Source organism: Mesorhizobium sp. M0227, assembly GCF_040321855.1.
Lineage (GTDB): Bacteria > Pseudomonadota > Alphaproteobacteria > Rhizobiales > Rhizobiaceae > Mesorhizobium.
In genome coordinates this window covers 39,991-63,408 of the sequence record NZ_JAMYSJ010000032.1, presented here as the reverse complement: position 1 = coordinate 63,408, position 23,418 = coordinate 39,991, and the positions used below count along the sequence as shown (strand labels likewise).

General features: G+C 63.1%; 25 protein-coding genes and 1 pseudogene. 18 read left to right on the top strand and 8 right to left on the bottom strand.

Translation table 11 applies throughout. The features are described from left to right. Nucleotides 1-126, top strand: a 126-nt coding sequence (locus tag NKJ00_RS28315; RefSeq protein WP_502895927.1) for a transposase, incomplete at its 5' end; no start/stop codon positions are given. 50 nt (nucleotides 127-176) lie between these two features. Here the strand turns inward: NKJ00_RS28315 and NKJ00_RS28310 are convergent. Further along, entirely contained in the window at nucleotides 177-1,955 is a 1,779-nt protein-coding gene (locus tag NKJ00_RS28310; RefSeq protein ID WP_352632095.1) for a chloride channel protein, read from the bottom strand. Between the two features lie 134 nt (nucleotides 1,956-2,089). Next, a pseudogene (locus NKJ00_RS28305) lies at nucleotides 2,090-2,346 on the bottom strand (putative quinol monooxygenase). On the opposite strand from NKJ00_RS28305, the gene NKJ00_RS28300 reads away from it, so the two are divergent. The 12 genes from NKJ00_RS28300 (at nucleotide 2,282) to NKJ00_RS28245 (ending at nucleotide 12,600) form a co-directional block, all read left to right on the top strand. Continuing rightward, on the top strand, nucleotides 2,282-2,437 hold the full coding sequence (locus NKJ00_RS28300; RefSeq protein ID WP_352610383.1) for a hypothetical protein: 156 nt from the start codon (nucleotides 2,282-2,284) through the stop codon (nucleotides 2,435-2,437). The pseudogene NKJ00_RS28305 and the gene NKJ00_RS28300 sit on opposite strands and share 65 nt — an antisense overlap. A gap of 98 nt (nucleotides 2,438-2,535) precedes the next feature. Continuing rightward, nucleotides 2,536-4,623 (top strand): flagellar biosynthesis protein FlhA, encoded by a 2,088-nt coding sequence (flhA, locus tag NKJ00_RS28295; RefSeq protein WP_127326668.1) that lies wholly within the window; start codon nucleotides 2,536-2,538, stop codon nucleotides 4,621-4,623. Beyond that, nucleotides 4,620-5,372 (top strand): flagellar biosynthetic protein FliR, encoded by a 753-nt coding sequence (fliR, locus tag NKJ00_RS28290; protein WP_127290444.1) that lies wholly within the window; start codon nucleotides 4,620-4,622, stop codon nucleotides 5,370-5,372. Before flhA ends, fliR begins: the two co-directional genes overlap by 4 nt. A 2-nt stretch (nucleotides 5,373-5,374) precedes the next feature. Next, a complete protein-coding gene (locus tag NKJ00_RS28285) occupies nucleotides 5,375-5,758 on the top strand; it encodes a hypothetical protein (RefSeq protein ID WP_352610374.1) in 384 nt (127 codons plus the stop codon). A 179-nt stretch (nucleotides 5,759-5,937) separates the two neighbouring features. Next, entirely contained in the window at nucleotides 5,938-7,023 is a 1,086-nt protein-coding gene (locus NKJ00_RS28280; RefSeq protein ID WP_352632093.1) for an ABC transporter ATP-binding protein, read from the top strand. 38 nt (nucleotides 7,024-7,061) lie between these two features. Further along, entirely contained in the window at nucleotides 7,062-8,387 is a 1,326-nt protein-coding gene (locus tag NKJ00_RS28275) for an ABC transporter substrate-binding protein (protein WP_352610372.1), read from the top strand. Nucleotides 8,388-8,580: 193 nt separating this feature from the next. Then, nucleotides 8,581-9,432 carry a carbohydrate ABC transporter permease gene (locus NKJ00_RS28270; protein ID WP_372337954.1) on the top strand — a complete coding sequence of 284 codons (852 nt, stop codon included), beginning with the start codon at nucleotides 8,581-8,583 and terminating at the stop codon, nucleotides 9,430-9,432. Between the two features lies 1 nt (nucleotide 9,433). After that, a complete protein-coding gene (locus NKJ00_RS28265) occupies nucleotides 9,434-10,327 on the top strand; it encodes a carbohydrate ABC transporter permease (protein WP_023810030.1) in 894 nt (297 codons plus the stop codon). 128 nt (nucleotides 10,328-10,455) lie between these two features. After that, a complete protein-coding gene (locus tag NKJ00_RS28260) occupies nucleotides 10,456-11,067 on the top strand; it encodes a rod-binding protein (RefSeq protein ID WP_352441887.1) in 612 nt (203 codons plus the stop codon). A 12-nt stretch (nucleotides 11,068-11,079) separates the two neighbouring features. Next, entirely contained in the window at nucleotides 11,080-11,505 is a 426-nt protein-coding gene (locus NKJ00_RS28255) for a hypothetical protein (protein WP_352632091.1), read from the top strand. Nucleotides 11,506-11,602: 97 nt separating this feature from the next. Next, entirely contained in the window at nucleotides 11,603-12,118 is a 516-nt protein-coding gene (locus NKJ00_RS28250; protein ID WP_023810033.1) for a hypothetical protein, read from the top strand. Nucleotides 12,119-12,315: 197 nt separating this feature from the next. Next, a complete protein-coding gene (locus NKJ00_RS28245) occupies nucleotides 12,316-12,600 on the top strand; it encodes an SCP2 sterol-binding domain-containing protein (RefSeq protein WP_013529756.1) in 285 nt (94 codons plus the stop codon). Nucleotides 12,601-12,695: 95 nt separating this feature from the next. Here the strand turns inward: NKJ00_RS28245 and NKJ00_RS28240 are convergent, their stop codons facing one another. Together NKJ00_RS28240 and odc2 are read right to left on the bottom strand one after the other, a co-directional pair. Next, a complete protein-coding gene (locus NKJ00_RS28240) occupies nucleotides 12,696-13,265 on the bottom strand; it encodes a GNAT family N-acetyltransferase (RefSeq protein ID WP_352554065.1) in 570 nt (189 codons plus the stop codon). Nucleotides 13,266-13,436: 171 nt separating this feature from the next. Next, on the bottom strand, nucleotides 13,437-14,570 hold the full coding sequence (gene odc2 / locus NKJ00_RS28235) for an ornithine/lysine decarboxylase (RefSeq protein ID WP_352632088.1): 1,134 nt from the start codon (nucleotides 14,568-14,570) through the stop codon (nucleotides 13,437-13,439). 540 nt (nucleotides 14,571-15,110) lie between these two features. Here odc2 and NKJ00_RS28230 point away from each other — a divergent pair. The 4 genes from NKJ00_RS28230 (at nucleotide 15,111) to NKJ00_RS28215 (ending at nucleotide 19,132) form a co-directional block, all read left to right on the top strand. Then, nucleotides 15,111-16,307, top strand: coding sequence for an amidase (locus NKJ00_RS28230; protein WP_023810037.1), 1,197 nt, complete (start codon nucleotides 15,111-15,113; stop codon nucleotides 16,305-16,307). Nucleotides 16,308-16,309: 2 nt separating this feature from the next. Beyond that, complete coding sequence (locus tag NKJ00_RS28225) at nucleotides 16,310-17,209, top strand: LysR family transcriptional regulator (protein WP_023810038.1); 900 nt, start codon at nucleotides 16,310-16,312, stop codon at nucleotides 17,207-17,209. An 82-nt stretch (nucleotides 17,210-17,291) separates the two neighbouring features. Then, complete coding sequence (locus tag NKJ00_RS28220) at nucleotides 17,292-17,960, top strand: DUF1007 family protein (protein ID WP_023810039.1); 669 nt, start codon at nucleotides 17,292-17,294, stop codon at nucleotides 17,958-17,960. Continuing rightward, a complete protein-coding gene (locus NKJ00_RS28215; RefSeq protein ID WP_352632085.1) occupies nucleotides 17,957-19,132 on the top strand; it encodes a nickel/cobalt transporter in 1,176 nt (391 codons plus the stop codon). Before NKJ00_RS28220 ends, NKJ00_RS28215 begins: the two co-directional genes overlap by 4 nt. Before the next feature lie 25 nt (nucleotides 19,133-19,157). On the opposite strand, the gene denD is transcribed toward NKJ00_RS28215, so the two are convergent. Genes denD through NKJ00_RS28195 form a run of 4 tightly spaced genes read right to left on the bottom strand, consistent with a single transcriptional unit; the run spans nucleotide 19,158 to nucleotide 22,135 of the window. Continuing rightward, nucleotides 19,158-20,135, bottom strand: a complete 978-nt coding sequence (gene denD, locus NKJ00_RS28210; protein ID WP_352632082.1) for a D-erythronate dehydrogenase — start codon at nucleotides 20,133-20,135, stop codon at nucleotides 19,158-19,160. A 20-nt stretch (nucleotides 20,136-20,155) separates the two neighbouring features. Then, nucleotides 20,156-20,440, bottom strand: a complete 285-nt coding sequence (locus NKJ00_RS28205) for a hypothetical protein (RefSeq protein ID WP_502895926.1) — start codon at nucleotides 20,438-20,440, stop codon at nucleotides 20,156-20,158. Between the two features lie 14 nt (nucleotides 20,441-20,454). Continuing rightward, entirely contained in the window at nucleotides 20,455-21,438 is a 984-nt protein-coding gene (locus tag NKJ00_RS28200; protein WP_352632080.1) for a cation diffusion facilitator family transporter, read from the bottom strand. 10 nt (nucleotides 21,439-21,448) lie between these two features. Beyond that, a complete protein-coding gene (locus NKJ00_RS28195) occupies nucleotides 21,449-22,135 on the bottom strand; it encodes a GNAT family N-acetyltransferase (protein ID WP_352632078.1) in 687 nt (228 codons plus the stop codon). Between the two features lie 83 nt (nucleotides 22,136-22,218). Here NKJ00_RS28195 and NKJ00_RS28190 point away from each other — a divergent pair, with 83 nt between their 5' ends. Further along, on the top strand, nucleotides 22,219-23,403 hold the full coding sequence (locus tag NKJ00_RS28190; RefSeq protein ID WP_023810044.1) for a pyridoxal phosphate-dependent aminotransferase: 1,185 nt from the start codon (nucleotides 22,219-22,221) through the stop codon (nucleotides 23,401-23,403). The last annotated feature ends 15 nt before the right edge of the window (nucleotides 23,404-23,418 follow it).

The following is a 23,418-nucleotide window of genomic DNA, read 5'->3' as shown; positions in this document are numbered from 1 at the left end:
GCCATCAGGCAGACGATCAAAGCTGCCGGCGCCAGGCTTTGGTATCTGCCGCCCTACTCGCCGGACCTCAATCCGATCGAGCAGGACTACTTCGAAAACGCAGGCTACGCTTCCGTCAAAATATGAAACGCTCTAGGCTCCGCAACCACTGTGACAGGCATCCGGCTTGGCCTTCGTTACCCCTCGCCCGACAGGTCGCGGCGCGCCTTGTCGAGTTCCTCGGCATAGCGCCGCATCAGATGGCCTTCGGTCAACAGGCCCAGCACGATGTGGTCGGTGAAATCCTCGACGACAGCGAGTTCTTCGGCGCCGGCGCGCTGGAATGTTTCCGCGGCGGCCTGCACGTTCATGCTCGGCACCAGCACCGCGTCCTTGGATTTGGCAAGATCGCGCACCGGGACCTCGCCGCCGGAAGGATCGCTGTGCAGTTCGGCTACGATCAGCACGCCGACATAGTGGTCGCCCGCGTCGACGGCGATGACGCGCTGGGCAGAGCCGAGCGGCACTTGCTTGCGGAAGGCTGCCAGCGTCGTCGAGGCATAGATGGTCTTGATGTCCTTGCGCATCATCGAGCCGACTGTGAGGCTGCGCATCCAGCCAACATCGTGGGCGCTGCGGATGGTCTCGCCGCGCAAATGGAAGCGCCATGTCGAGAACGAGTAGCCGAAGGTCTCGCGCACCAGGATCGCCGACATGATCGAGGCCGCCAGCACAACGCCGGTCAGCGTCAGGTCGCGGGTCGATTCCAGCGCCAGGAAGGTCATCGTCAGCGGACCGCCGACGACACCGACTGCGAGCGACGTCATGCCGACGACGGCGGCAACGGCAGGGTCGATGCCGGTTGCCGGCGAGACGACAATCATCACATCCGCGAATGCCTTGCCGAGCAGCGCGCCGAGGAACAGCGAGGCGAAGAACAATCCGCCGCGAAAACCCGACCCCAGCGACACCGCCGACGCCGTCAGCTTGAGCACGAAGACGCTCGCCACCACGGCCAGCCCGTAATTCATCGAGAATTCGCGATGCAGCGCGCCATGGCCGCTGGACAGCACTTGCGGGGTGATAAGACCCAGCAGCCCGACGATGACGCCACCGATGACGGGGCGCAGCGCCGCATCGATCGACAGTCTGGCAAAACCGCGCTCGATCAGTGTCACCAGATGCATGATGGCGATCGAGGCGGCACCGCCGAGCAGGCCGAGCAGCAGGAACGGCACATACTGGCTGGCGGTGAGCGCCGGCAGGCCCGAAAGCTCGAGCGGAAACGGCACGCCGCCGAACATTTCGGCGGTCAGCGAGGCGCAGATCGCGGCTGTCAAGACCGGCGCGACATTGGCGACAGAGTAGATGCCGATGACCAATTCGAAGCCGTAGAAGGCGCCGGTCAGCGGTGCATCGAAGGCGGCGGCGATGGCGCCGGCCGCACCACAGCCGACCAGGATGCGGACATCGTTGCGGCGCAGCCTGAAGATGCCCGCCAGCCGCGATGCCAGCCCGGAGCCAACCTGCGTATAGCCGGCTTCCAGCCCGACCGAGGCGCCAAAACCGCTGGAGATCGTCTGGCCGGCGATGATGAAGGTGTCGGTCAGCGACATGCGCCCGCCATAGAGCGCATTGGCTTCGATCGGGTCGATCGGCGTGCGGAATTTCCGTATCCTGAGCCAGACCACCGTCAGCCCCAGCAGCATGCCGCCGATCGCCGGTATCAGCGCCTGCATCGGATTGGCGAGCGAGAACATGCCGGAAAGCCGGCCGCCTGGCTGAACGCCGAACAGCAGCCCGTGCAGGTCCTGCACGATCTGGCTCATCGCCGTGACCAATATGCCAGCCATCACGCCTACGACACCTGCGAGGATGACCACCACGATGCCGCGTGCCTCGAGCAGAGGCAACGACCTGACCAGCACCGCGCGCAGCCGGCGGGCGTAGACTTCGCTGTGGTTTCTGGAAAGCACCGGGGCGGCTCGCCGATATCGAAAGGCAGTGGAAAGCCAGCCTGATACGCCCGGCGGCACGGCATGGCAACCACAATGCCGACAGACACCACATTGGCGACAGCGGGCGCGATATCGATCGGCCGATGGACCGTTCAGGTCGGCATGGGCTCGCCGGCTTCATAGAGCACGAGGTTGCGCTCGCCTATGCCAAGCGCCGGCCAGCTCGCACGCCAGTCCGCAATGTGCGGCGAGGCGAAATGCGCGTCGAGCGCTGCCCTGTCGCTCCAGACTTCCGTGACCGGATGAGCCCGGCATCGAAAACATCCTGCGCATAGGAATATTGGATGCAGCCGAACTCGGTGCGGCTGCCGGAAACCATGCGCTCCATTGCGGGCTTGGCTTCCTCCAATTTGTTTGGCGGCAAGCGGATGGTGCCGATGATCAGAAGCACGGGTTTTCCCTTCTCTACAAGGCCGACCGACACGGCGACCTGCGCATGATCGTCCGAACTAGCCAGTCTCCCACCCTCGCGCAAGCTTGGCGGGCTACCCTCACAGGGCTGTCGCGCGCTCGGCAGTCTATGGGGTTTGAGGACGATATGGCGATCAGCGAAAGCATTCAGCCCGGCGCGGTGGCCAAGAACGGCCGCGACGTCTTCTTCGCCATCGGCATCGTCATCATCCTGGCCGTGCTGTTCCTGCCGATTCCGGCCTTTCTCATCGACATCGGCCTCGCCTTCTCGATCGCGCTTTCGGTGCTGATCCTGATGGTGGCGCTGTGGATCCAGCGGCCGCTCGATTTCTCGTCGTTCCCGACCGTGCTGCTCATCGCCACCATGCTGCGGCTGTCGCTCAACATCGCCACCACGCGCATGATCCTGTCGCATGGCAATGAGGGCACGCATGCCGCCGGCTATGTCATCGCCGGCTTCTCCAAGCTGGTGATGGCCAGCGACTTCGTCATCGGCCTGATCGTCTTCATGATCCTGATCGTGGTGAACTTCATCGTCATCACCAAGGGCGCCACCCGTATCGCCGAAGTCGGCGCCCGCTTCACCCTCGACGCCATCCCAGGCAAGCAGATGTCGATCGACGCCGACCTGTCGGCCGGCATGATCGACGACAAGACAGCGCAGCTGCGCCGCCGTGAACTGGAAGAAGAATCTTCTTTCTTCGGCTCGATGGACGGCGCCTCGAAGTTCGTGCGCGGCGATGCCATCGCCGGCCTCATCATCACCGCCATCAACATCGTCGGCGGCATCGCCATCGGCTACATCAGGCACGGTATGGGCATGGGCGAAGCCGCCGACGTGTTCATCAAGCTGTCGGTCGGCGACGGCCTCGTCACCCAGATCCCGGCCCTGATCGTGTCGCTCGCCGCCGGCCTGCTCGTCTCCAAGGGCGGCACGCGCGGCTCGACCAACCAGGCGGTGTTCGGCCAGCTCGGCGCCCACCCGCGCGCCCTCTATGTCGCGGCATCGCTGCTGGTGCTGCTCGGCCTGATGCCCGGCCTGCCGCTGTTCCCGTTCTTTGCGCTGGCCGCCGGCATGGCCGGCCTCGGCTACGTCATCCCGATGCGCGCCAACCGCGCCGTCGCCGAAGCCGAGGCGATCAAGGACCAGGAAAAGGCGACTAAGGTCGAGGAGGAGAAGAACTCGGTCAAGGCCTCGCTCGCCACCGCCGAGATCGAGCTTTTGATAGGCAAGCAGCTGTCGACAAGGCTGCTGACGTCGCATCAGGAACTGGTTTTCCGCATGGGCAAGATGCGCAAGAAATTCGCCACCCAATATGGCTTCGTGGTGCCGGAGGTGCGCGTCGCCGACGATTTCGCCATCCCGCCGAAGAGCTACCAGATCAAGGTGCACGGCACCGTGGTGGCCGAGTATCAGATGCGCGTCGGCGAGATCATGGTGCTGCTCGGCAACCGCGACATACCCGAGATACCGGGCGAGGAAATCCGCGAGCCGGCCTTCGGCATGCGCGCCTATTCCGTGGTCGAAGCCTTCGCCGAGGATCTGAAGCGCGAGAACTACACCTTCGCCGACAACATGTCGGTGCTGCTCACCCATCTCTCCGAGGTCATCCGCAACAACCTGCCGCAGCTTCTGTCCTACAAGGACATGAAGGCGCTGCTCGAACGCCAGGACCAGGAGTACCGCAAGCTCGCCGACGAGATCTGCACCACGCACATCTCCTATCCCGGCCTGCAGGCGGTGCTGAAGCTGCTGCTGGCCGAACGCGTCTCGATCCGCAATCTGCACCTGATCATCGAGGCGATCGCCGAGATCGCGCCGCATGTGCGCCGCACCGAGCAGATCGTCGAGCATGTCCGCATCCGCATGGCCCAGCAGATCTGCGGCGACCTGTCCGAGGGCGGCGTGCTGAAGGTGCTGCGCCTCGGCAACCGCTGGGACCTCGCCTTCCACCAGAGCCTCAAGCGCGACGCCAAGGGCGAGGTGCGCGAATTCGACATCGACCCGCGCCAGCTCGAGGAGTTCGGCCAGGACGCGACCAAGGCGATCAAGAAATATCTGGAAGCCGGCGAGCGTTTCGTCCTCGTCACCGCGCCCGACGCCCGCCCCTATGTGCGCATGATCATCGAGCGCCTGTTCACCACGCTGCCGGTGCTCAGCCATGTTGAAATCGCCAAGGGCGTCGAGATCAAGGTGCTCGGAACCATATCGTGAGCGTGCTGTCGCAAGGCGTCGTCATCGCGGCGTTCCTGGCTTTCTGCCGCATCGGCGCCTGTTTCATGCTGATGCCGGGCCTCTCCAGCGCCCGCGTCCCGGTCCAGGTCAGGCTGTTCGTGGCGGTCGCCGCCACCGGCGGCCTGCTCGCCTTCCTGTGGGACAAGATCTTTCCTTTCGTCGACCCGCGCCCCCAGATCCTGGTGCCGATGATCATCTCGGAACTTCTGGTCGGCGGCCTGATCGGCGCCATGACCAGGCTCTACATGGAAGCCCTGCGCTTCATGGGCTCGGCCATCGCCATGCTGGTGGGCTATGGCGGCAGCGGCGGACCGGCGATCGAGGAGCCCGAACCCCAGGCAGCCCTTGCCGCCATCATCTCGTTCTCGGCGCTTTTGATGCTGTTCGTCTTCGATTTCGACCACGAAATAATACGCGCGCTGGTTTCCTCCTACACGGTCGCGCCGGTCAACATCTTCTTCAACCCGCAGGCAGCCCTTGTCGATGTCACCGACACGGTCTCGGACACGTTCTTCCTGGTCATCCGCCTCGGCAGCCCGTTCGTCGCCTATGCCATTCTCGTCAATCTGACGATCGGCTTCGTCAACAAGCTGACCCCGCAGATCCCCATCTATTTCATCTCCCAGCCCTTCATCATCGCCGGCGGCATGATCATCTTCTATTTCGCCGTCGGCACCATGCTGTCGCTGTTCGTCGACGGCTTCGTCGACCTGACATTGGCGAGGTAGAAATGAGCACGCGCAAGGACCGCCTCAAGAAGCTGGTCAAGGTGCAGGAACAGCTGAAGGCGCTGCACGAAACCCGCCACGCCACCTTCCTTGCGGCGGCCAGTGCCGCCGAGGCCGAGGCCAAGGAACTGGTCGGCCATTTCGACCAGGCCGATTCGCTCTCCGCCCTGTTTCCCGATCTCTACCATCGCCGCATTGCCCAGGCGGTGGTGCGCCAGGAGGCGAACCTGGCGAGCGCCAGGCAGGAAGCCAGCCTCATCGCCGCGGCGACCGCCCGCACCAACATGGTCGAGCGCGCCTACAAGGACGTGCGCGACCGCGACGAACGCGAACGCTCCGACCGCGAGCGGCTCGATATCATCGCGCAGAAGCGGACGCAGGAGTAGCTGGGACGATTGTGTGGCGCGAAGCGGCCCCTCCAAGGTTCGGCTTTCCCGTAAACGCTTTACAGCCCGGTTTGGTAGCGCTACCGTTTCGGCCTAGCGTGAGCTTGGGAGGAGCCAGGGCTGTCGCTAGCGGAAGCGTTGTTCCTTCGACGACGTCGCGGGAATTGTTGGGAGGACCGATGGCGTTTGTCGCAATTGGCGAAGTCTATAAATCATTCGGCGCTGTCGAGATCCTGCACGGGGTCAGCGTGAACATCGAGGACGGCGAGTTCGTCACTCTGGTCGGACCCTCGGGCTGCGGAAAATCAACCCTTCTCAGAATGATCGCCGGCCTGGAAAAGATTTCACGCGGCCAGATCGCGATTGGCGAACGTGTCGTCAACAACGTTGCGCCCAAGGAGCGCGACGTCGCCATGGTCTTCCAGAACTATGCGCTCTATCCACACATGACCGTCGCCGAGAACATGGCGTTCTCGCTGATGCTCAAAGGAGTTTCCAAGCCGGAGAGTGATGCCGGCGTGCGCCGCGCAGCCGAAATCCTTGGGCTGGTGCCGTTGCTGGCGCGCTATCCTCGGCAGCTTTCCGGCGGCCAGCGCCAGCGCGTCGCAATGGGCCGCGCGATCGTGCGTGATCCGGCGGTGTTTCTCTTCGACGAACCGCTGTCCAATCTCGACGCCAAACTCAGAGTGCAGATGCGCGCCGAGATCAAGGAACTGCACCAGCGCCTCAAGACCACGACAGTCTACGTCACCCACGATCAGATCGAAGCCATGACCATGGCTGACAAGATCGTGGTCATGCATGACGGCATCGTCGAGCAGATAGGGCCGCCGCTGGAACTTTATGACCGGCCGAACAATCTTTTTGTCGCCAGCTTTATCGGCTCGCCGGCCATGAATTTGCTGAGGGGCGAGATCGCTACCGACGGCTCACCCTCGTTCCGCGGCGCCGGAGGGATTTCAGTCCCGTTGGCCTCGGCACTTTCCATCCGCAATGGCGAGCCTGTGGTGCTGGGAATAAGGCCCGAGCATTTGCGGCTGTCCGACGAGCAGGGCATTCCGGTCACCGTCGCGGTGGTTGAACCAACCGGGTCCGAAGTGCAGCTCATCGGCAGGACAGCCGGCGGCGAAGAGATCGTCGCCAATTTCCGGGAACGACATTCCTTTACGCCGGGCGAAACCATTCGGCTTACGGCCGAGCCCAGCCTTATCCATCTCTTTCACGCAGAAACCGGACAGAGGTTCCAAACACGTACCGATCAGTAGGACCACAAGGCAAGGACAACAAACAGGAGGAAACGAGCATGAAGTTCACCAGACGCGACGTGATCCGCACCACCGCCGGCGCGGCGGCGGGTGCCTTGGGAAGTCGGTTCATCAGCTCTCCGGCCCTTGCCCAGGACGGACCGAAATACAAACCCGAGGATGGCGCCAAGCTTAGACTGCTGCGCTGGTCGCCCTTCGTCCAGGGCGACGAGGACCAATGGCTGGCCAACACCAAGCGCTTCACCGAAGCGACCGGTGTCGCGGTCCGTGTCGACAAGGAAAGTTGGGAGGACATTCGCCCCAAGGCGGCAGTCGCGGCAAATGTCGGATCCGGCCCCGACCTGATGTTCGTCTGGTTCGACGACCCGCACCAATATCCCGACAAGCTGCACGACGTGAGTGAACTGGGCGAGTATCTCGGCTCGAAATATGGCGGCTGGCATGATGGACCAAAGCAATATGCGACCCGGGAAGGCAAATTCATCGGCCTGCCACTGGCCACGATCGGAAATGCCATCGTCTATCGCGAAAGCTGGGTGAAAGAGGCCGGCTTTTCGGAGTTTCCAAAGGACACGAAAGGCTTCCTGGAACTTTGCAAGGCCTTGCAAGCGAAGGGACATCCGGCCGGATTCACGCATGGCCACGGCGTCGGCGACGGCAACAACTATGCTCATTGGCTGCTGTGGAGCCATGGCGGCCAGATGGTCGACGAGGGCGGCAAGGTAACGATCAACAGCCCCGAGACCCTCAAGGCGATCGAATACGCGCAGGAGCTCTACAAGACCTTCATTCCAGGCACCGAAAGCTGGCTCGACGTCAACAACAACCGCGCCTTCCTGGCCGGCGAACTGGGGGTGATCGCCAATGGAATTTCCGCCTACAACACCGCCAAGATCAACAAGGACAAAGATCCAAAGCTGGCTGAAATCGCCAAGGACATACGCACGACCAACCTGCCCATCGGTCCTGTCGGCAAATCCGTCGAATTGTTCCAGGTGACCACGGCTGTCATCTTCAATTACACGCCCTACCCCAACGCGGCCAAGGCGTATTTGCAGTTCATGTTCGAGGAACCGCAAATGAAGGACTGGATCACCTCCTCGGCCGGATATTGCTGCCAGACACTGAAGGCATTCGACAACAACCCAGTGTGGACCGCCGATCCCAACAACGCCGCCTACGCCAAGGCTTCGGCTACTCTGCGGCCCAACGGCTATGCCGGGCCGCTCGGCTATGCTTCGGCGGCAACCATGGCCGACTACGTGCTGGTCGACATGTTCGCCAAAGCGGTGACCGGCCAGGCCACGCCGCAAGAGGCAATGGAAGAGGCCGAGAAGCGGGCAAATCGCTATTATCGCGTTTGAGCCTGCTCAGCCGGGCAGCGCGGCTGCCCGGCTGGCTTCGGATTGCGTCGCGGCCGATCCGGCCTATCAATGAGACCTCAGCAGGAGCCAACCCATGGCCGTGCCGTCAGCTGCCATCCAGCCGCGACCTTCGATCTTCTCACGGATTCTGTCGCGCTGGAGCGAAAGCCGGAACGCACTTGGCTTCGGCTTCATGCTTCCGGCGGCTGCACTGCTGCTTGTCTTCCTGACCTATCCGCTGGGGCTCGGCGTCTGGCTCGGCTTCACCGATGCCCGCATCGGCCGCCCCGGCATCTTCATCGGCATCGAAAACTATGAATATCTGTGGAGCGACGCCGTCTTCTGGCTCTCCGTCTTCAACACCTTGCTCTATACGATCAGCGCTTCGATCCTGAAATTCGCGCTCGGCCTCTGGCTAGCGCTCCTCCTCAACCAGAACCTTCCCTTCAAATCGTTCTTCCGCGCGATTGTCCTGCTGCCGTGGGTGGTGCCGACGGTGCTCTCGGCCATCGCCTTCTGGTGGATCTACGATTCGCAGTTCTCCATCCTGTCGTGGGCGCTTATGGAAATGGGACTGATCGATCACCGCATCAATTTCCTTGGCGATCCGGAGAACGCACGCGCCTCGGTGATCGCTGCCAATGTCTGGCGCGGCATTCCTTTCGTGGCCATCACGCTGCTGGCCGGCCTGCAGACGATTCCCCAATCGCTTTACGAGGCCGCGACGCTCGACGGCGCCAGCCGTTGGCAGTTGTTCCGCTATGTGACGCTGCCGCTGCTGACGCCGATCATCGCCATCACCATGACCTTTTCGGTCCTGTTCACCTTCACCGATTTCCAGCTGATCTATGTGCTGACTCGCGGCGGGCCGGTGAATGCTACCCATCTGATGGCGACGCTCTCGTTCCAGCGCGGCATTTCCGGCGGCCAGCTTGGCGAGGGAGCCGCAATCGCGGTGGCGATGATCCCATTCCTGCTAGCGGCGATCCTTTTCAGCTATTTCGGCTTGCAACGTCGTAAATGGCAGCAGGGCGGTGGAGACTGACATGGCCGCGATCGAAACGAACAATCGTCCGAACACGGATGAAGGCGGCATGGGCTATCTCCAGAGCCTGCCCCGGCGCGTGGTGACCGTTTATCTGCCGCTCCTCATCTTCGTCATCGTGCTGCTGTTCCCGTTCTACTGGATGACGATCACGGCGGTGAAACCCAATCTCGAGATGACGGATTATGCCAATTTCAACCCGTTCTGGGTCGTCCATCCGACGCTCGAGCATATTCGGTATCTGCTCTTCGACACGTCCTATCCGGGTTGGCTTCTCAACACGATCATCATCTCGACCGCCGCAACTTTCCTGTCGCTGCTGGCGGCGGTGTTCGCTGCCTATGCGATCGAGCGCTTGAGGTTTTCCGGGGCGCGGCAGGTCGGCTTGGCGATCTTCCTGGCCTATCTCGTGCCGCCCTCGATTCTGTTCATTCCCCTGTCGGTGATGGTTTTCAACCTCGGCCTTTACGATACGCCGTTCGCGCTGATCCTCACCTATCCGACGTTCCTCATTCCATTCTGCACGTGGCTCTTGATGGGCTACTTCCGCTCGATCCCCTTCGAACTGGAAGAATGCGCGCTGATCGACGGCGCCAGCCGCTGGCAAATCCTGACCAAGATAGTTCTGCCGCTGTCGGTGCCTGGCCTGATTTCCGCCGGCATCTTCGCTTTCACCCTGTCATGGAACGAATTCATCTACGCTTTGACTTTTATCCAGTCGTCCGAAAACAAGACCGTGCCGGTCGGCGTGCTTACCGAGCTCGTACGTTCGGACGTCTATGAATGGGGAGCCCTGATGGCAGGCGCGCTGATCGGCTCCCTGCCGGTGGTGGTGCTCTATTCATTCTTTGTCGAGCACTACGTCTCCTCGATGACGGGCGCGGTCAAGGAGTGAAGCTGAGGCGGAAATCGACGATGGAAAAAACTGCCCGACAACGCATGGCGCGAAGCCGGCAGCTTCGATCGATCCCCGCACTTCCGCTCCCTCTCCTTCCCGCAAGCCTGCCACAAGCTTGTTGAGGCATGGTCTGGCTAAGGAAAACCGGTAAAAGGCGGACTTTCTTGGCGATTTCTCCACCCAGCGACATCGTTATGGATGTGGCCCGAGCCGTCGACCCGGCGGATATCGAGACCGCCCGCGCCGCGCTGGCAAAACGGGCCGGCGGCGCTGCGGGCACGTTTTCACTCGACACCGCCGCTTCGGTCGATGCCGGCTCGATCCTGTCGCGCGCCACCGCCGACAAGGCCGCCGCTGCAACCGACCCGGCCAACAAATTCAAGAAGTTCGAGGCGATGGTGCTGCAGACCTTCATCCAGAACATGCTGCCAAAGGATACCGAGGGCGTCTACGGCAAGGGCCTGGCCGGCGACATGTGGAAATCGCAGCTTGCCGAGCGGGTGGCCGACGTGATGGCCGAACGCGGCGGCATCGGCATCGCCAAGTCGATGCTTGCCGACCACTATCTCGAAGGCAAGCGCGTGGTTCCGGTCGGTCCGGTTTCGGGCGGGTTGGAAAAGACCGAGATCGACCAGCAAAACAGCCTGTCGACCTCGCTGGTCCACCAATTGCAGCGCAAGGCTGCGGGGTCGATGACCGGTGACGAGACCACCATAAAAACAAATATCAAGATCTAAACGGGAAACGCCATGGCCGACTTTTCGGAATCCACCTCCAACCTGCCAGCACGCACGACCGCGTCGGAAGCGCCGATCCCGTTCGCGCGGCCCGGCAACCTCGCCGCCATCATCGGTCGCATCGAGGAAGTGGTCGAGGAAGAGACCGCCGGTATCCGCAACGCGACCAACTATGATCTCAAGGCGTCGAACGCCCGCAAGAGCCGCTACCTCTACGAGTTGACCCGCGCCATGAAGGGCAGCAGCGAAGCCGAATTCCTCGAACAGCACCGCGAGGGCCTGACCCGGCTGCGCCAGAAGCTGGCGAAGAACGAAGCGGCGATCCTCGCGCATCTCAGCGCGGTCAACGAAGTCGCCAGCCTGCTGCGGCACGCCATCCAGCGCGCCGAGACCGACGGCACCTACTCCGCCGGCGAGTTCGGCTGGATGAAGGCATGATGCCGAACACGAGCGACACTTCGGAGATACTGCCGAAGCAACGGCGCAGTGCCGCGTCGCCTTCGCAAGGGACGGATCAAGGGACTGACAAGAGCCGATGATCAAGGTCATCGCCATCGCCGTCTGGATTTGCGCCGCAACCCTCGGCGCCGTGTTCTATTCTTTCCAGGCGGCCGGCGAGCGCGGTGTCGGCGAAACGCCGAAGCCGATGCTGGGCGGTCTCGACTACGTCAAGACCGACATCATTTCGGTGCCGCTGATCCGCGATTCTGAGATCGGCGGCTATTTCCTGACCAAGCTCGTCTACACCGTCGAACCCGAGCAGATAAAGAAGCTGTCCATTCCGGCCGAAGCGCTGATCACCGACCAGGTCTATTCCTACCTCTATTCCAATCCGCAGATCGACTTCACCAACAAGGCGACCATCGATCTCGATGCCTTCCGCGCCGCAATCCGCGATACCGTCAACGCGCGTGTCGGCGCGCCTTTGGTGCATGAGGTTCTGATCGACCAGGTCAATTTCCTGTCGAAGGACGAAATCCGCGACAACTGGCTGCGCCGCAAGAAAAGCGAAACGGCGACCGAAATGACCAAGGCGTTCAAGGAACACTGAGTTGCCCTGCTCACAGGCCTGGTCACATCGAGCCTCGCCTGCCGCAAGGGCAGGAACCAGCCACCCGAATCCGCGTTGACGTAAACGTCAACCCAAAGCTATATGCGGCAGCGACCGTGATCGCGAAACCGCGGCATGGGCTTCGGCTGGATCGAAGCGCCGTTGCGAGACAGATGCAACCAGACAAGGAGAACAGCGTGAGCGTTCAGGAGATTGCCGAGAAGATCAAGTCGCGGGTGGCCAGCAGCGGGTTCGATCGTTCCGTGAAATTCGACACCGGCAGCGACGGCGTCATCGTCATCGACGGCGCAACCGTCTCGAACACCGATGCACCCACCGACTGCACCATCAAGCTCTCGCTCGACGATCTGGATTCGCTGATCGCTGGCGACCTGAACCCGACAATGGCGTTCATGACCGGCAAGATAAAGGTCGAAGGCGACATGACCGTCGCCATGGCGCTCAGCCAGCTGATCGGCTGAAGGCATCCAGCCGCCCAGGCGGCACCCACCAATTGCGAAAAACGCCGCCCTTTTTCGGGCGGCGTTTTTGCATGAAATGCTGCCGGCTTCGTGTCTCAGGCCGCCGATATCAGTTCCTGCGCCTTCAGCTTGCGGCCGGCCGCCTTCAGCGTGCCGTGCACGCCGTCAAGCGCGCCTTCCACCAGTTCCAGCGCCAGCAGGCGGTGCCGCTCATAGGGTCCTGGCATGGCAAGTGAACCGGTCTTCTCGGCCGAGAAGCCGAAGCGCGCGTAATAGGGCGCATCGCCGACCAAAAGGATAGCGGCATGGCCGAGACGCGCCGCTTCGGCGATGGCATGGCGCATCAGCGCCGAGCCGATGCCGGCATTCTTGAGCGACGGGTCGACGGCAAGCGGGCCAAGCAGCAGCGCGGCCGCACCGCCCTCGCCCAGCCTGACATCCCACAGCCGCACGGTGCCGGCCACGCCGCCCGAAGCATCGCGGGCGACGAAGGCCAGCCCTTCCGAGGGCCGCCGGCCACGCCGCAACTTCTCCGACGACTTTTTCCTGCGCTTCGGCCCCATGGCCCGATCGAGCAACGCCTCGCGCGCCGCAACATCGGCGGCGGTTTCGGCGACCATCCCAAAGGCCGGTGCGTGGCCCCCAATTTCAACTGGCATTTCCATTTCAAATGACATTTCCATTTCCGCAATCCCGGGCGAGCGGAGATCTGTTCCACAGGCGAGCCCGGGTGGACGACAGGCGCCCACCTGGGATGATCTGATCGGCTCTCTCAGCGCATTTTCAGGCGAAGTTGTGTCCGGTTCGCCGTCCGAAAATGCGCTGAGGAAGCGCCGTCAGATCACGTAGGATCGGAGAGGCTCGAAGCCGTTGAAGGCGACCGCCGAGTAGGTGGTCGTGTAGGCGCCGGTGCCTTCGATCAGCACCTCGTCGCCGATCGTCAGCGACAAAGGCAGCGGATAGGGCGTCTTCTCGTACATCACGTCGGCCGAATCGCAGGTCGGGCCGGCGAGCACGCAAGGTGCTGTCTCCGTGCCGTCATGCGCGGTGACGATCGGGTAGCGGATCGCCTCGTCCATCGTCTCGGCCAGGCCGCCGAACTTGCCGATGTCGAGGAACACCCAGCGCACATTGTCGTTGGCCGCTTTCTTCGAGATCAGCACGACTTCCGACTTGATGACGCCGGCATTGCCAACCATGCCACGGCCCGGCTCGATGATGGTCTCGGGAAGCGCGTTGCCGAAATGCTTGCGCAGCGCCGAGAAGATCGCCTGGCCATAGGCCTGGGCGGCCGGCACGTCACGCAGATAGCGCGTCGGGAAACCACCACCCATATTGACCATCTTCAAGACGATGCCTTCTTCGGCGAGCGTCGCGAACACCACCTTGGCGTCGGCCAGCGCACGGTCCCAGGCGGTCAGGTCGGTCTGCTGCGAGCCGACATGGAACGATACGCCATAGGCGTCGAGGCCGAGCCCCTTGGCATGGCGCAGCACGTCGACGGCCATCGCCGGCACGCAGCCGAACTTGCGCGACAGCGGCCATTCGGCGCCCTCGCCATCGGTCAGCACGCGGCAGAACACGCGCGCGCCTGGAGCGACGCGGGCGATCTTCTCGACCTCTTCGACGCAGTCGACCGCGAACAGGCGGATGCCGAGCTGGTAGGCGCGTGCGATGTCACGCTCCTTCTTGATGGTGTTGCCGAAGGAGATGCGGTCCGCCGGCGCACCAGCGTCCATCGCCATCTCGACTTCGGCAACGGAAGCGGTGTCGAAGGACGAGCCCATCGCAGCAAGCAGGCGCAGGATTTCCGGCGCCGGGTTTGCTTTCACAGCATAGTAGATCTTGGAATCAGGCAGCGCCTTCTCGAAGGCGCGGAAATTGTCGCGCACGACATCGAGGTCGATGACGAGGCAGGGGCCGGTCGGACGTCGGGTGGCGAGAAAGTCAAGAATGCGCTGGGTGGCCATCGGGGTCTCTCCATCAGCGCCTTTCGGCGCGCAATAAGGCTGCGGGACGCGGGCTGTCGGCCTCGCGAACTCGCGGTGGACAAAGGCGGGACGGAAATTCATGGAACCAGCCGGTGGAGACCCCGGAACCATGAAGCGCCGTCTCGCGGCGGTGAACCTTGGCCTTGCCCGGCCTCGGTTCGCTTTGTCTGCCTTGGCTTGGATGGGAGACCCGTCCGCACTGCCGGCAATGAAGGTGTGCCTCTTCAGTAACCCCGGTTTTTGGACAACCGGCAGAACACCAGAAAGGCCCGCACCGTCGTTGCTTCAAGGTGTCCTCGGGCTGGCGGTTGGCCGCTAGACCGACTGGAGGGGTTAGCTCCAGTTACCTTACCGATTTCCCTCACCATTCGAGGATCGGCGGACACCCACAGGCACGTGCGACTTTGGGCAAGCGCGATATAAGGGCGAAGACTTTCACAATCAATAAAAATCGTATCGCAGGTTGTAAAATTTCTGGCGTCGAACAATGTTGCGGCAACCGTATCCGGATATCGAACGATGACAGGCACGCACGGCCCTCTCAACGCCTTTCTCGATCTTCGCCAGATGCCAGTGGCACATGCCCAGCTAGGCCCGCTGGCCGGCCTGCGGCTGGCCGTCAAGGACATCTACGACGTCGCCGGCTACCGCACCGGTTGCGGCAATTTGCAAAAATTCGCCGAAAGCCACGCAGCCTCGCGCACCGCACCCGCCGTGCAGATGATCCTCGATGCCGGCGCACGCTTCGTCGGCAAGACGCAGACCGACGAGCTTGCCTTCGCGCTGTTCGGCCAGAATGCGCATTTCTCGTTTCCGGTGAACCCGGCGGCACCCGACCGCGTCACAGGCGGCTCCTCATCGGGATCGGCGGCGGCGGTGGCGGGCAGGCTGGCCGATATCGCCACCGGCTCCGACACCGGCGGCTCGATCCGCGCCCCGGCGAGCTTTTGCGGACTGATCGGGCTGCGCACCACGCATGGCCGCATTCCGCTCGACGGCACGATGAAGCTGGCGCCGAGCCTCGACACGTTCGGCTGGTTCGCCGACGACATCGAGACCTACGAAACCGTCGGCAAGCTGCTGCTCGGCCGCGATCCGCACCAGCATGTGTTGGACCGGCCGCTGGCACTGGATTGGCTGGATGGATTGGTCGCCCGCCCGGCGCTTGCCGAATATGGTGAAATGAAGGGGCTGGCGGGCAAGGTCTTCGGCGCGCCGATGACGCCGGGAGTGCGCTTCTCCTCATCTCCCGATGAACTCTACTGGTGCTTTCGCCGGCTGCAGGCCAGGGAGGCCTGGGCGGTGCATGGCGAATGGATCACCAGCGGCGAGCGCGGCCTTGGCCCCGGCGTCGAGGAGCGTTTCGGCTTTGGCCGCGCCGTCGACGACAAGACAGCCCAGGCCGAGAAGGTGCGACGTCTGACCTTTCGCGGCGAACTGAGCGCCCTGCTCGGCAAGAACGGCTTTCTTGTCCTGCCGACGGTGCCTGGTCCGGCACCTTACGTGGACAGCACGCCGGAGCAGTTCCAGGCCTATCGCGAACGGGCGCTCCAACTTCTGTGCCTGGCCGGCCTGTCCGGTTTTCCACAGATCACACTGCCCGTCGGCTCGGTCGCCGGCGCCCCGTTCGGCCTGTCGCTGCTTGGCCCTTCCGGCAGCGACATTGCCCTGATACGGCTCGGCCGGAAACTTCTCGACGCGGCACGAAAGGCCTGACCATGGACACACTGACGCGCATGCGTGCCTTCATCGACGTGGTCGAGGCCGAGGGCTTTTCGGCGGCGGCGCGCAAGATCGGCCGTTCCAAGGCCTTGCTGTCGAAATATGTGCGCGAGTTGGAGGACGAACTCGGCGCTTTGCTGCTCAACCGCACCACGCGCCAGTTCTCGATGACAGAGGCCGGCCACACCTATTACCGGCGCGCCTCGGAGATCGTGCGCGAGGTCGACAGCCTGGCCGACGCGGTGCGTGAATCCTCCGGTGACGTGCGCGGCCGGATCAAGCTGTCGGCGCCGCGCACCTTCGCCGATGCGCCGATCGGCCAGTCCCTGATCGACTTTGCCAAGCAGCATCCCGACATCGTCCTCGACATCCAGCTCGACGACCGCTTCGTCGATCTGGTCGAGGAGGGCTTCGATCTTGCGGTGCGCATCTCGCGGCTGGAGAACTCGTCGCTGATCGCCAGGCGGCTGGCGCCGTTTTCGATAAAGCTCTGCGCCTCCCCCGAACTGATCGCCAAGCATGGCATGCCGACAAGGCCGCAGGATCTCAGCCGCATGCCTTGCATCGTCGACACCAATGGCCGCGGACTGAACAACTGGCCGTTCAAGGGCGACAATGGCGATCCGGTGAGCGTTTCGGTGTCCGGTCCGGTCGAGGTCAACAGCCCGATGACGGCGAGAGCCGCGGCCGTGGCGGGTCTCGGATTTACCGTCCTGCCGGATTTCATCGCCGCGCCCGACCTCGCGAGCGGCCGGCTGGTGGCGGTGATGGATGACCGTATCCTGTCGGGCGGCGGCATCTTCGCCGTCTACCCGCACCGTCGCTATCTGCCGGCGAAAGTCCGCGTCTTCGTCGACTTTTTGGTGCAGTGGTTCAGGACGCGCGAGGCTGGCTGACCGGCGTCAATAGTCTCGTGGTCCCAATTTCGCCCCCTTTCTGGTAACTCTCGGCAACTCTTCCGAGGCCTATGGACCGAGAATGAATCTGAAACGGCACGCAATCATGCTGGCTTCGGCCTTGGCGGCTACTTTTGCCGCCACTGGACCCGCTTACGTGCATCCGCATGTCTTCGCCGAGGCCCGCCTCGATGTGATTCTCTCCCCGGATCACCAAAGCGTGAAGGCTCTGCGTCATCTCTGGCGCTTCGACGATCTGTTTTCCTCGACCGTGATGATGGAGTTCGACAAGAACTCCGACCTGAAGCTCGACGACAAGGAGCTGAAGGAAGTCGCCGACACCGTTCATGCCTCGCTGGCCGAGTTCAATTACTTCCAGCTCGTCACCGTCGACGGCAAGGATGTGGCGATGACGCCGCCGCCGCATCTGATGGCCAATTTCGACAACGATCAGCTGATCATCCTTTTCGAGTCCGAACCTAAGGTGCCGATCAAGCTCCACGGCAAGATCGATATCGGCGTCTACGATCCGACATTCTACACGGCGATCGACTTCACCGAGGACTCCAACATCACGGTTGAAGGCCTGCCCTCGAACTGCACCAGCAAGGTGGTCCGTCCAGACCCGGACGAGGCCATCAAGGAAAACCAGAAGACCCTCACCGATGCCTTTTTCAATGACCCGACCGGCACCGATATGAGCAAGATCTTCGCCACCAAGCTCGAACTGACCTGTCAGCCAGAAGGATGAAGCCGGTGACGAAACCGTCCCTGCGTTTGGCATTCGGCCTGTTGGCCCTCACTGTCGCAATGATGCATTTCGCCGACGCCGCTCATGCCCAGAGTTCGCTCGGCATCGGCGTCAATGACGGCATGGCGCCCACCACCGGCCCGTTCGCCCACATCCTGATGTGGATCAATCTCAGGCAGCAGGAATTCTACCGCGCGCTGGCGACGGCGATGAAGGCGATGCGCCAGGACGGCAGCAAGATCTGGGTACTCGTCGGCCTGTCCTTCGCCTACGGTATTTTCCATGCCGCCGGCCCCGGCCACGGCAAGGCGGTGATCTCGTCCTACATGGTGGCCAATGAGGTGGCGTTGCGGCGCGGCATCCTCTTGTCCTTCGTCTCGGCGCTGCTGCAGGGCCTGACCGCGGTCGCAGTGATGGGAGTCGCCTACTTCGTCCTGCGCGGCACCTCCGTCTCGATGACGGACGCAGCCTGGTTCATGGAGATCATGAGCTTTGTCTTCGTCACCCTGTTCGGCGCCTGGCTCCTGTGGCGCAAGCTCGGCCCTTCCATCCTGCGCCTGTTTGGCAGAGGACCGGCCTACAGCCTGTCGGCGGCTCACGCCGGCCATTCTCACGCCGGTCATTCTCATGGGGGTCATTCGCATGCCGGTCACTCCCATGCAGCTCACAGCCATTCGGCGCATGCTCATGCGCACGCGCTACACGCGCATGACCATGTGCACGGCCCTTCGCACGATCACGATCATGCCGAACACGATCATGCTCATCACGATCACGCGGCGGGCGAAGTCTGCGACACCTGCGGCCACTCGCACGCACCCGATCCGGCGCTGCTGTCGGGCGACCGCTTCGACTGGCGCACGGCCTGGACGGCGGTGGCGGCGGTTGGCATCCGCCCCTGCTCCGGCGCGCTGATCGTGCTCAGCTTCGCCCTGCTCAACGGGCTCTGGCTCGGCGGTTTGCTGTCGGTGCTGGCGATGTCGCTTGGCACCGCCATCACCGTTTCGGCACTGGCGACACTGGCGGTGACCGCCAAGAACTGGGCGGTGTATTTCGCCGGCGACGGCCGCATGGGCAACCGCATCCACTCGATCGTCGAGATCGGCGGCGCCGCCTTCGTGTTCCTGTTCGGACTGCTGCTGCTGTCGGCGAGCCTGGCGGCAGGCGGATGATGCCCGACGCAGCGAGGCTCGGAGTTTAACCCGCGATCTTGCCGCCGAGCTCATCCTCGATGTGAGCGCGGATGATCTCGTCAAAACTCTTTTCGGCGCTGAAGCCGAGCTCCCGTGACCGCTTTGCCTCGAAGCGCGTCGGCCAGCCCTTGACGATCGCCCAGATCGTGTCATCCGGAACCTCGCGGATCAGGCTTACCGCCTTCGGCCCGGCGATGCGTTCCAGCGCCTCGATCTGTTCGCCGACGGTGACGGCGACGCCAGGCATCGTCAGGTTGCGGCGTGGCCCGACGGCGCTGCTGTCGATCCCTGCCGCATGGATCAGGAAGTTGACCGCCGAGCGCGGGCTGGCATGCGTGTGCACGACCGAGCGCGGCACCGGCAGGATCGCCTCCTGGCCGCTCAACGGCTCGCGGATGATGCCTGAGAAGAAGCCGGACGCCGCCTTGTTCGGCTTGCCCGGCCGCACGCAGATGGTCGGCAGCCTGATGCCGATGCCGTCGAAGAAACCGCGCCTGGAATAGTCGGCCAGCAGCGCTTCGCTCATCTGCTTCTGGGTGCCGTAGGAGGTCAGCGGCGTCGGATGGAAGTCATCGGGAATGACATCCGGGAACGGCGCGCCGAACACCGCGATCGACGAGGTGAAGACGACGCGCGGCGCAAAGCCCGCCAGCCGGATGGCATCGAACAGGGCGCGCGTGCCATCGAGATTGACGCGGTAGCCGAGATCGAAATTGGCTTCCGCCTCGCCCGATACGATGCCCGCGAGATGAAAGACGACATCGGGACGCGATGCGACCAGGCGCTCAGCGGCACCCGCTTCGGCGAGATCGCCGGTGTGCAGCGTGACGCTGACGCCATCCAGGCTCGGGGCCTGCGGCGGCACGATATCGTGTAAATCGAGCGCGGTGATCTTGCCGCCGCGCAGCGTGCCGTCCTTGGCCAGCCGGGCGATGAGCTTGCGGCCGACCATGCCCGCGGCGCCAGTGATCAGAATGCGCATATCGAAAATCCCTTGCCTATTTACCTTGGTTTTTTGCGCTGGTTGCGGGCGCGCAGCCAGAACACCGAGAAGAACGCCAGCACGAAGACGACGCCGAAGGCGCCGGCCAGCACGGTCGAAAGGCTGCCGAGTGCCAGCATTACGGTCGGCAGATAGTAGGCGCCGATACCGAACAGAAGCATGATCCACACTGCGGCGATAAGAGCATTCCTGGTGTCGCGGTCCATCATGCCGCACCAGGGCAGCGGGCGTTCGTCAAGCTGGTTTTCAAGGTTTTGCAACTCCCGAGGCAGGACGATCGACATCGATCGATCCGGTCCTAGTGATGGTGGTCGTGATAGGCTGCCGCTTCATGCTCGTGCCCATGCTCGTGCTCGTCGCCGTCGTCGGCGCACTGGCCGAATTCCGGTTCCACGGTGGCATGGCTGATGCCGTGCTCGCTGGCAAGCCGCTTCTTGACGGCACTCACCGCCTGATGCGCATCGACGCCCTCGTCGAGACAGGCATGCAGTGTCGTCATGTTGCTGGTCCCGTCGAGCGACCAGACATGCATGTGGTGCACTTCGCGCACGCCCTGGATCGTCGCCTCGATATCCCTGGCGATCAGATCGCGGTCGAGGCTTGGCGGCACGCCCTCGAGCAGCACATGGGCGGCTTCACGCATCAGCGACCACGCCGTGTAGAGGATCAGCAGCGAGACCAGGACCGACAGGATCGGGTCGACCGGCGTCCAACCGGTCGCCAGGATGACCAGCGCCGCCGCTATGGCCGCCGCCGAGCCGAGCAGGTCGCCAAGCACATGCAGGATGGCGCCGCGCATGTTCAGGCTCTCGCGGTCGCCGCCATGCAGCACGACGAACGAGCCGATGTTGACCAGCAGGCCAAGGATCGCCACCACCAGCATTGGCCCGCCAAGCACCGGTGCCGGCGCCTGCAGGCGCTCCCAGGCTTCGTAGACGATCCACAGGGCGATGACGAAGATGGCGATGCCGTTGGTATAGGCCACCAGCGTTTTGACCCGCCCGAAGCCATAGGTGAGACGAACGGTCGCCGGGCGGCCAGCCAGATGGAAGGCATACCAGGCAAGGCCGAGCGCGATCGAGTCGGCGAGCATGTGGCCGGCATCGGCCAGCAGCGCCAGCGATCCGGTGAGGATGCCGCCAAGCGCTTCGGCGACCATGAAGCCGCCGGTCAGGCAGGCTGCGATCAGAACGCGTTTCTTGTCGGTCGAGCCATGCACATGACCGGGGCTGTGATCATGCCCAGTGTGATCATGCCCGCTGTGATCGTTTGTATGTGCCAATGGCGAACTCCTAAGCGCCGAATTCCGCGCGACAATCCTCGAGCCGTCGCTTCTGCTGGCCGTCGCCATCGAAATTGGCCGGATCGAGCCACGCCTCATAGGCACTGCGCAGAGCCGGCCACTCCTTGTCGATGATCGAATACCACGCGGTGTCGCGGTTTTCACCCTTGACGATCAGATGCTGGCGGAAAATGCCTTCGAACTTGAAGCCGAACCGTTCGGCCGCCCGCTTCGATGGCTCGTTGCGGTTGTTGCACTTCCATTCGTAGCGGCGGTAGCCGAGTTCGTCGAAGATGTATTTCATGAACAGGAACTGCGCTTCGGTTGCTCCCGGCTTGCGCGAGATGAGCGGTCCCCAATAGATGTTGCCGATCTCGATGACGCCGTAAGCCGGATCGATGCGCATCAGTGTCTGGCGTCCGGCGACCTTGCCGCTGGCCTTGTCGATGACGGTGAAGAACAGCGGATCCTCGCTGGCCTCGACCTTGTCCAGCCATGGCTGGAAGGCGGCGCGGGTCTCCGGCGGATAGTCCGGCAGCCAGGCGAAGCGGCCGCCGATGTCGGACACGGAGGACGCTTCATAGAGGCCGTCGCCGTGTTTTGCGGCGCTCAGCGGTTCAAGCCGGACATACCGGCCATCGATGGCCGTGCGTTCAGGCCGCGGGCGCGGTTGCCAATCCCTGAGATTTTCCGACACCGAAAGCTCCAATCCGTTTGACTTTTGCCAGCCGAAGCTCACAAAAACGCGACCCAACAGCAAGAACCACACGGACGGGAAAAATGCTCCACACGATTTCGGCCTTCGACCGTCTCGGCGAGGAAAATGCATTCGCGGTGCTGGCGCGGGCGACAGCCCTTGCAAGCCAAGGTCGGGACATCGTCAATCTCGGCATCGGCCAGCCCGACTTCAAGACGCCGCAGCACATCGTCGAGGCGGCGATCAAGGCGTTGCGCGACGGTCACCACGGCTACACGCCGGCCAATGGCTTGCTGGCGACGCGCGAGGCGGTGGTGCGGCGCACGCTGACCACCACCGGTGTCGAAGTATCGCCCGAAACGGTGATGATCCTGCCCGGCGGCAAGCCGACCATGTTCGCGGCGATCCTGATGTTCGGCGAACCTGGCGCCGAAATCCTCTATCCCGATCCGGGCTTCCCCATCTATCGCTCGATGATCGAGTTCACCGGTGCGGCGCCTATTCCGGTGCCGATGCGCGAGGAGAACGGCTTTGCCTTCTCCGCCGAGGAGACGCTGGCCTTGATCACCTCGAAGACCAGGCTGCTGATCCTCAACTCACCCGCAAATCCGACCGGCGGCGTCACGCCGCGTGCCGAGATCGAGAAACTGGTCAAGGGGTTGGAGGCGCATCCGCACGTCGCCATCCTCTCCGACGAGATCTACGACGTCATGACCTATGATGGCGAGACGCATTGCTCGCTGCTCGGCTTTCCCGAGATCCGCGACCGGCTGATCGTGCTCAATGGCTGGTCGAAAACCTGGGCGATGACCGGCTGGCGCATGGGTTGGTCGATCTGGCCGAATGGCGACAAGGGCGCCCATCTCTACGACAAGGTGCGCAAGCTGGCTGTCAACTGCTGGTCCTGCGTCAACGCGCCGAGCCAATTCGCCGGCATCGCGGCAATCGACGGCCCGCAGGACGATGTCGCCAATATGATGCGCGCCTTCGACCGCCGCCGGAAGATCGTCGTCGAGGGACTGAACGCCCTGCCTGACATCTCCTGCATCACGCCCAAGGGCGCGTTCTACGCTTTCCCCAACGTCTCGAAGACCGGCTGGAAGGCCAAGAAGCTGGCCTCGGCGCTGCTCGACGATGCCGGTGTGGCGCTGATCGGCGGCCCGGATTTCGGCATTCTCGGCGAAGGCTATATCAGGCTCTCCTACGCCAATTCCGAGGAGAACATCTTGCGGGCGCTGGAACGGATCGGGGCATTCCTGGCGAAGTAAGCTTGAAAGCGGCCC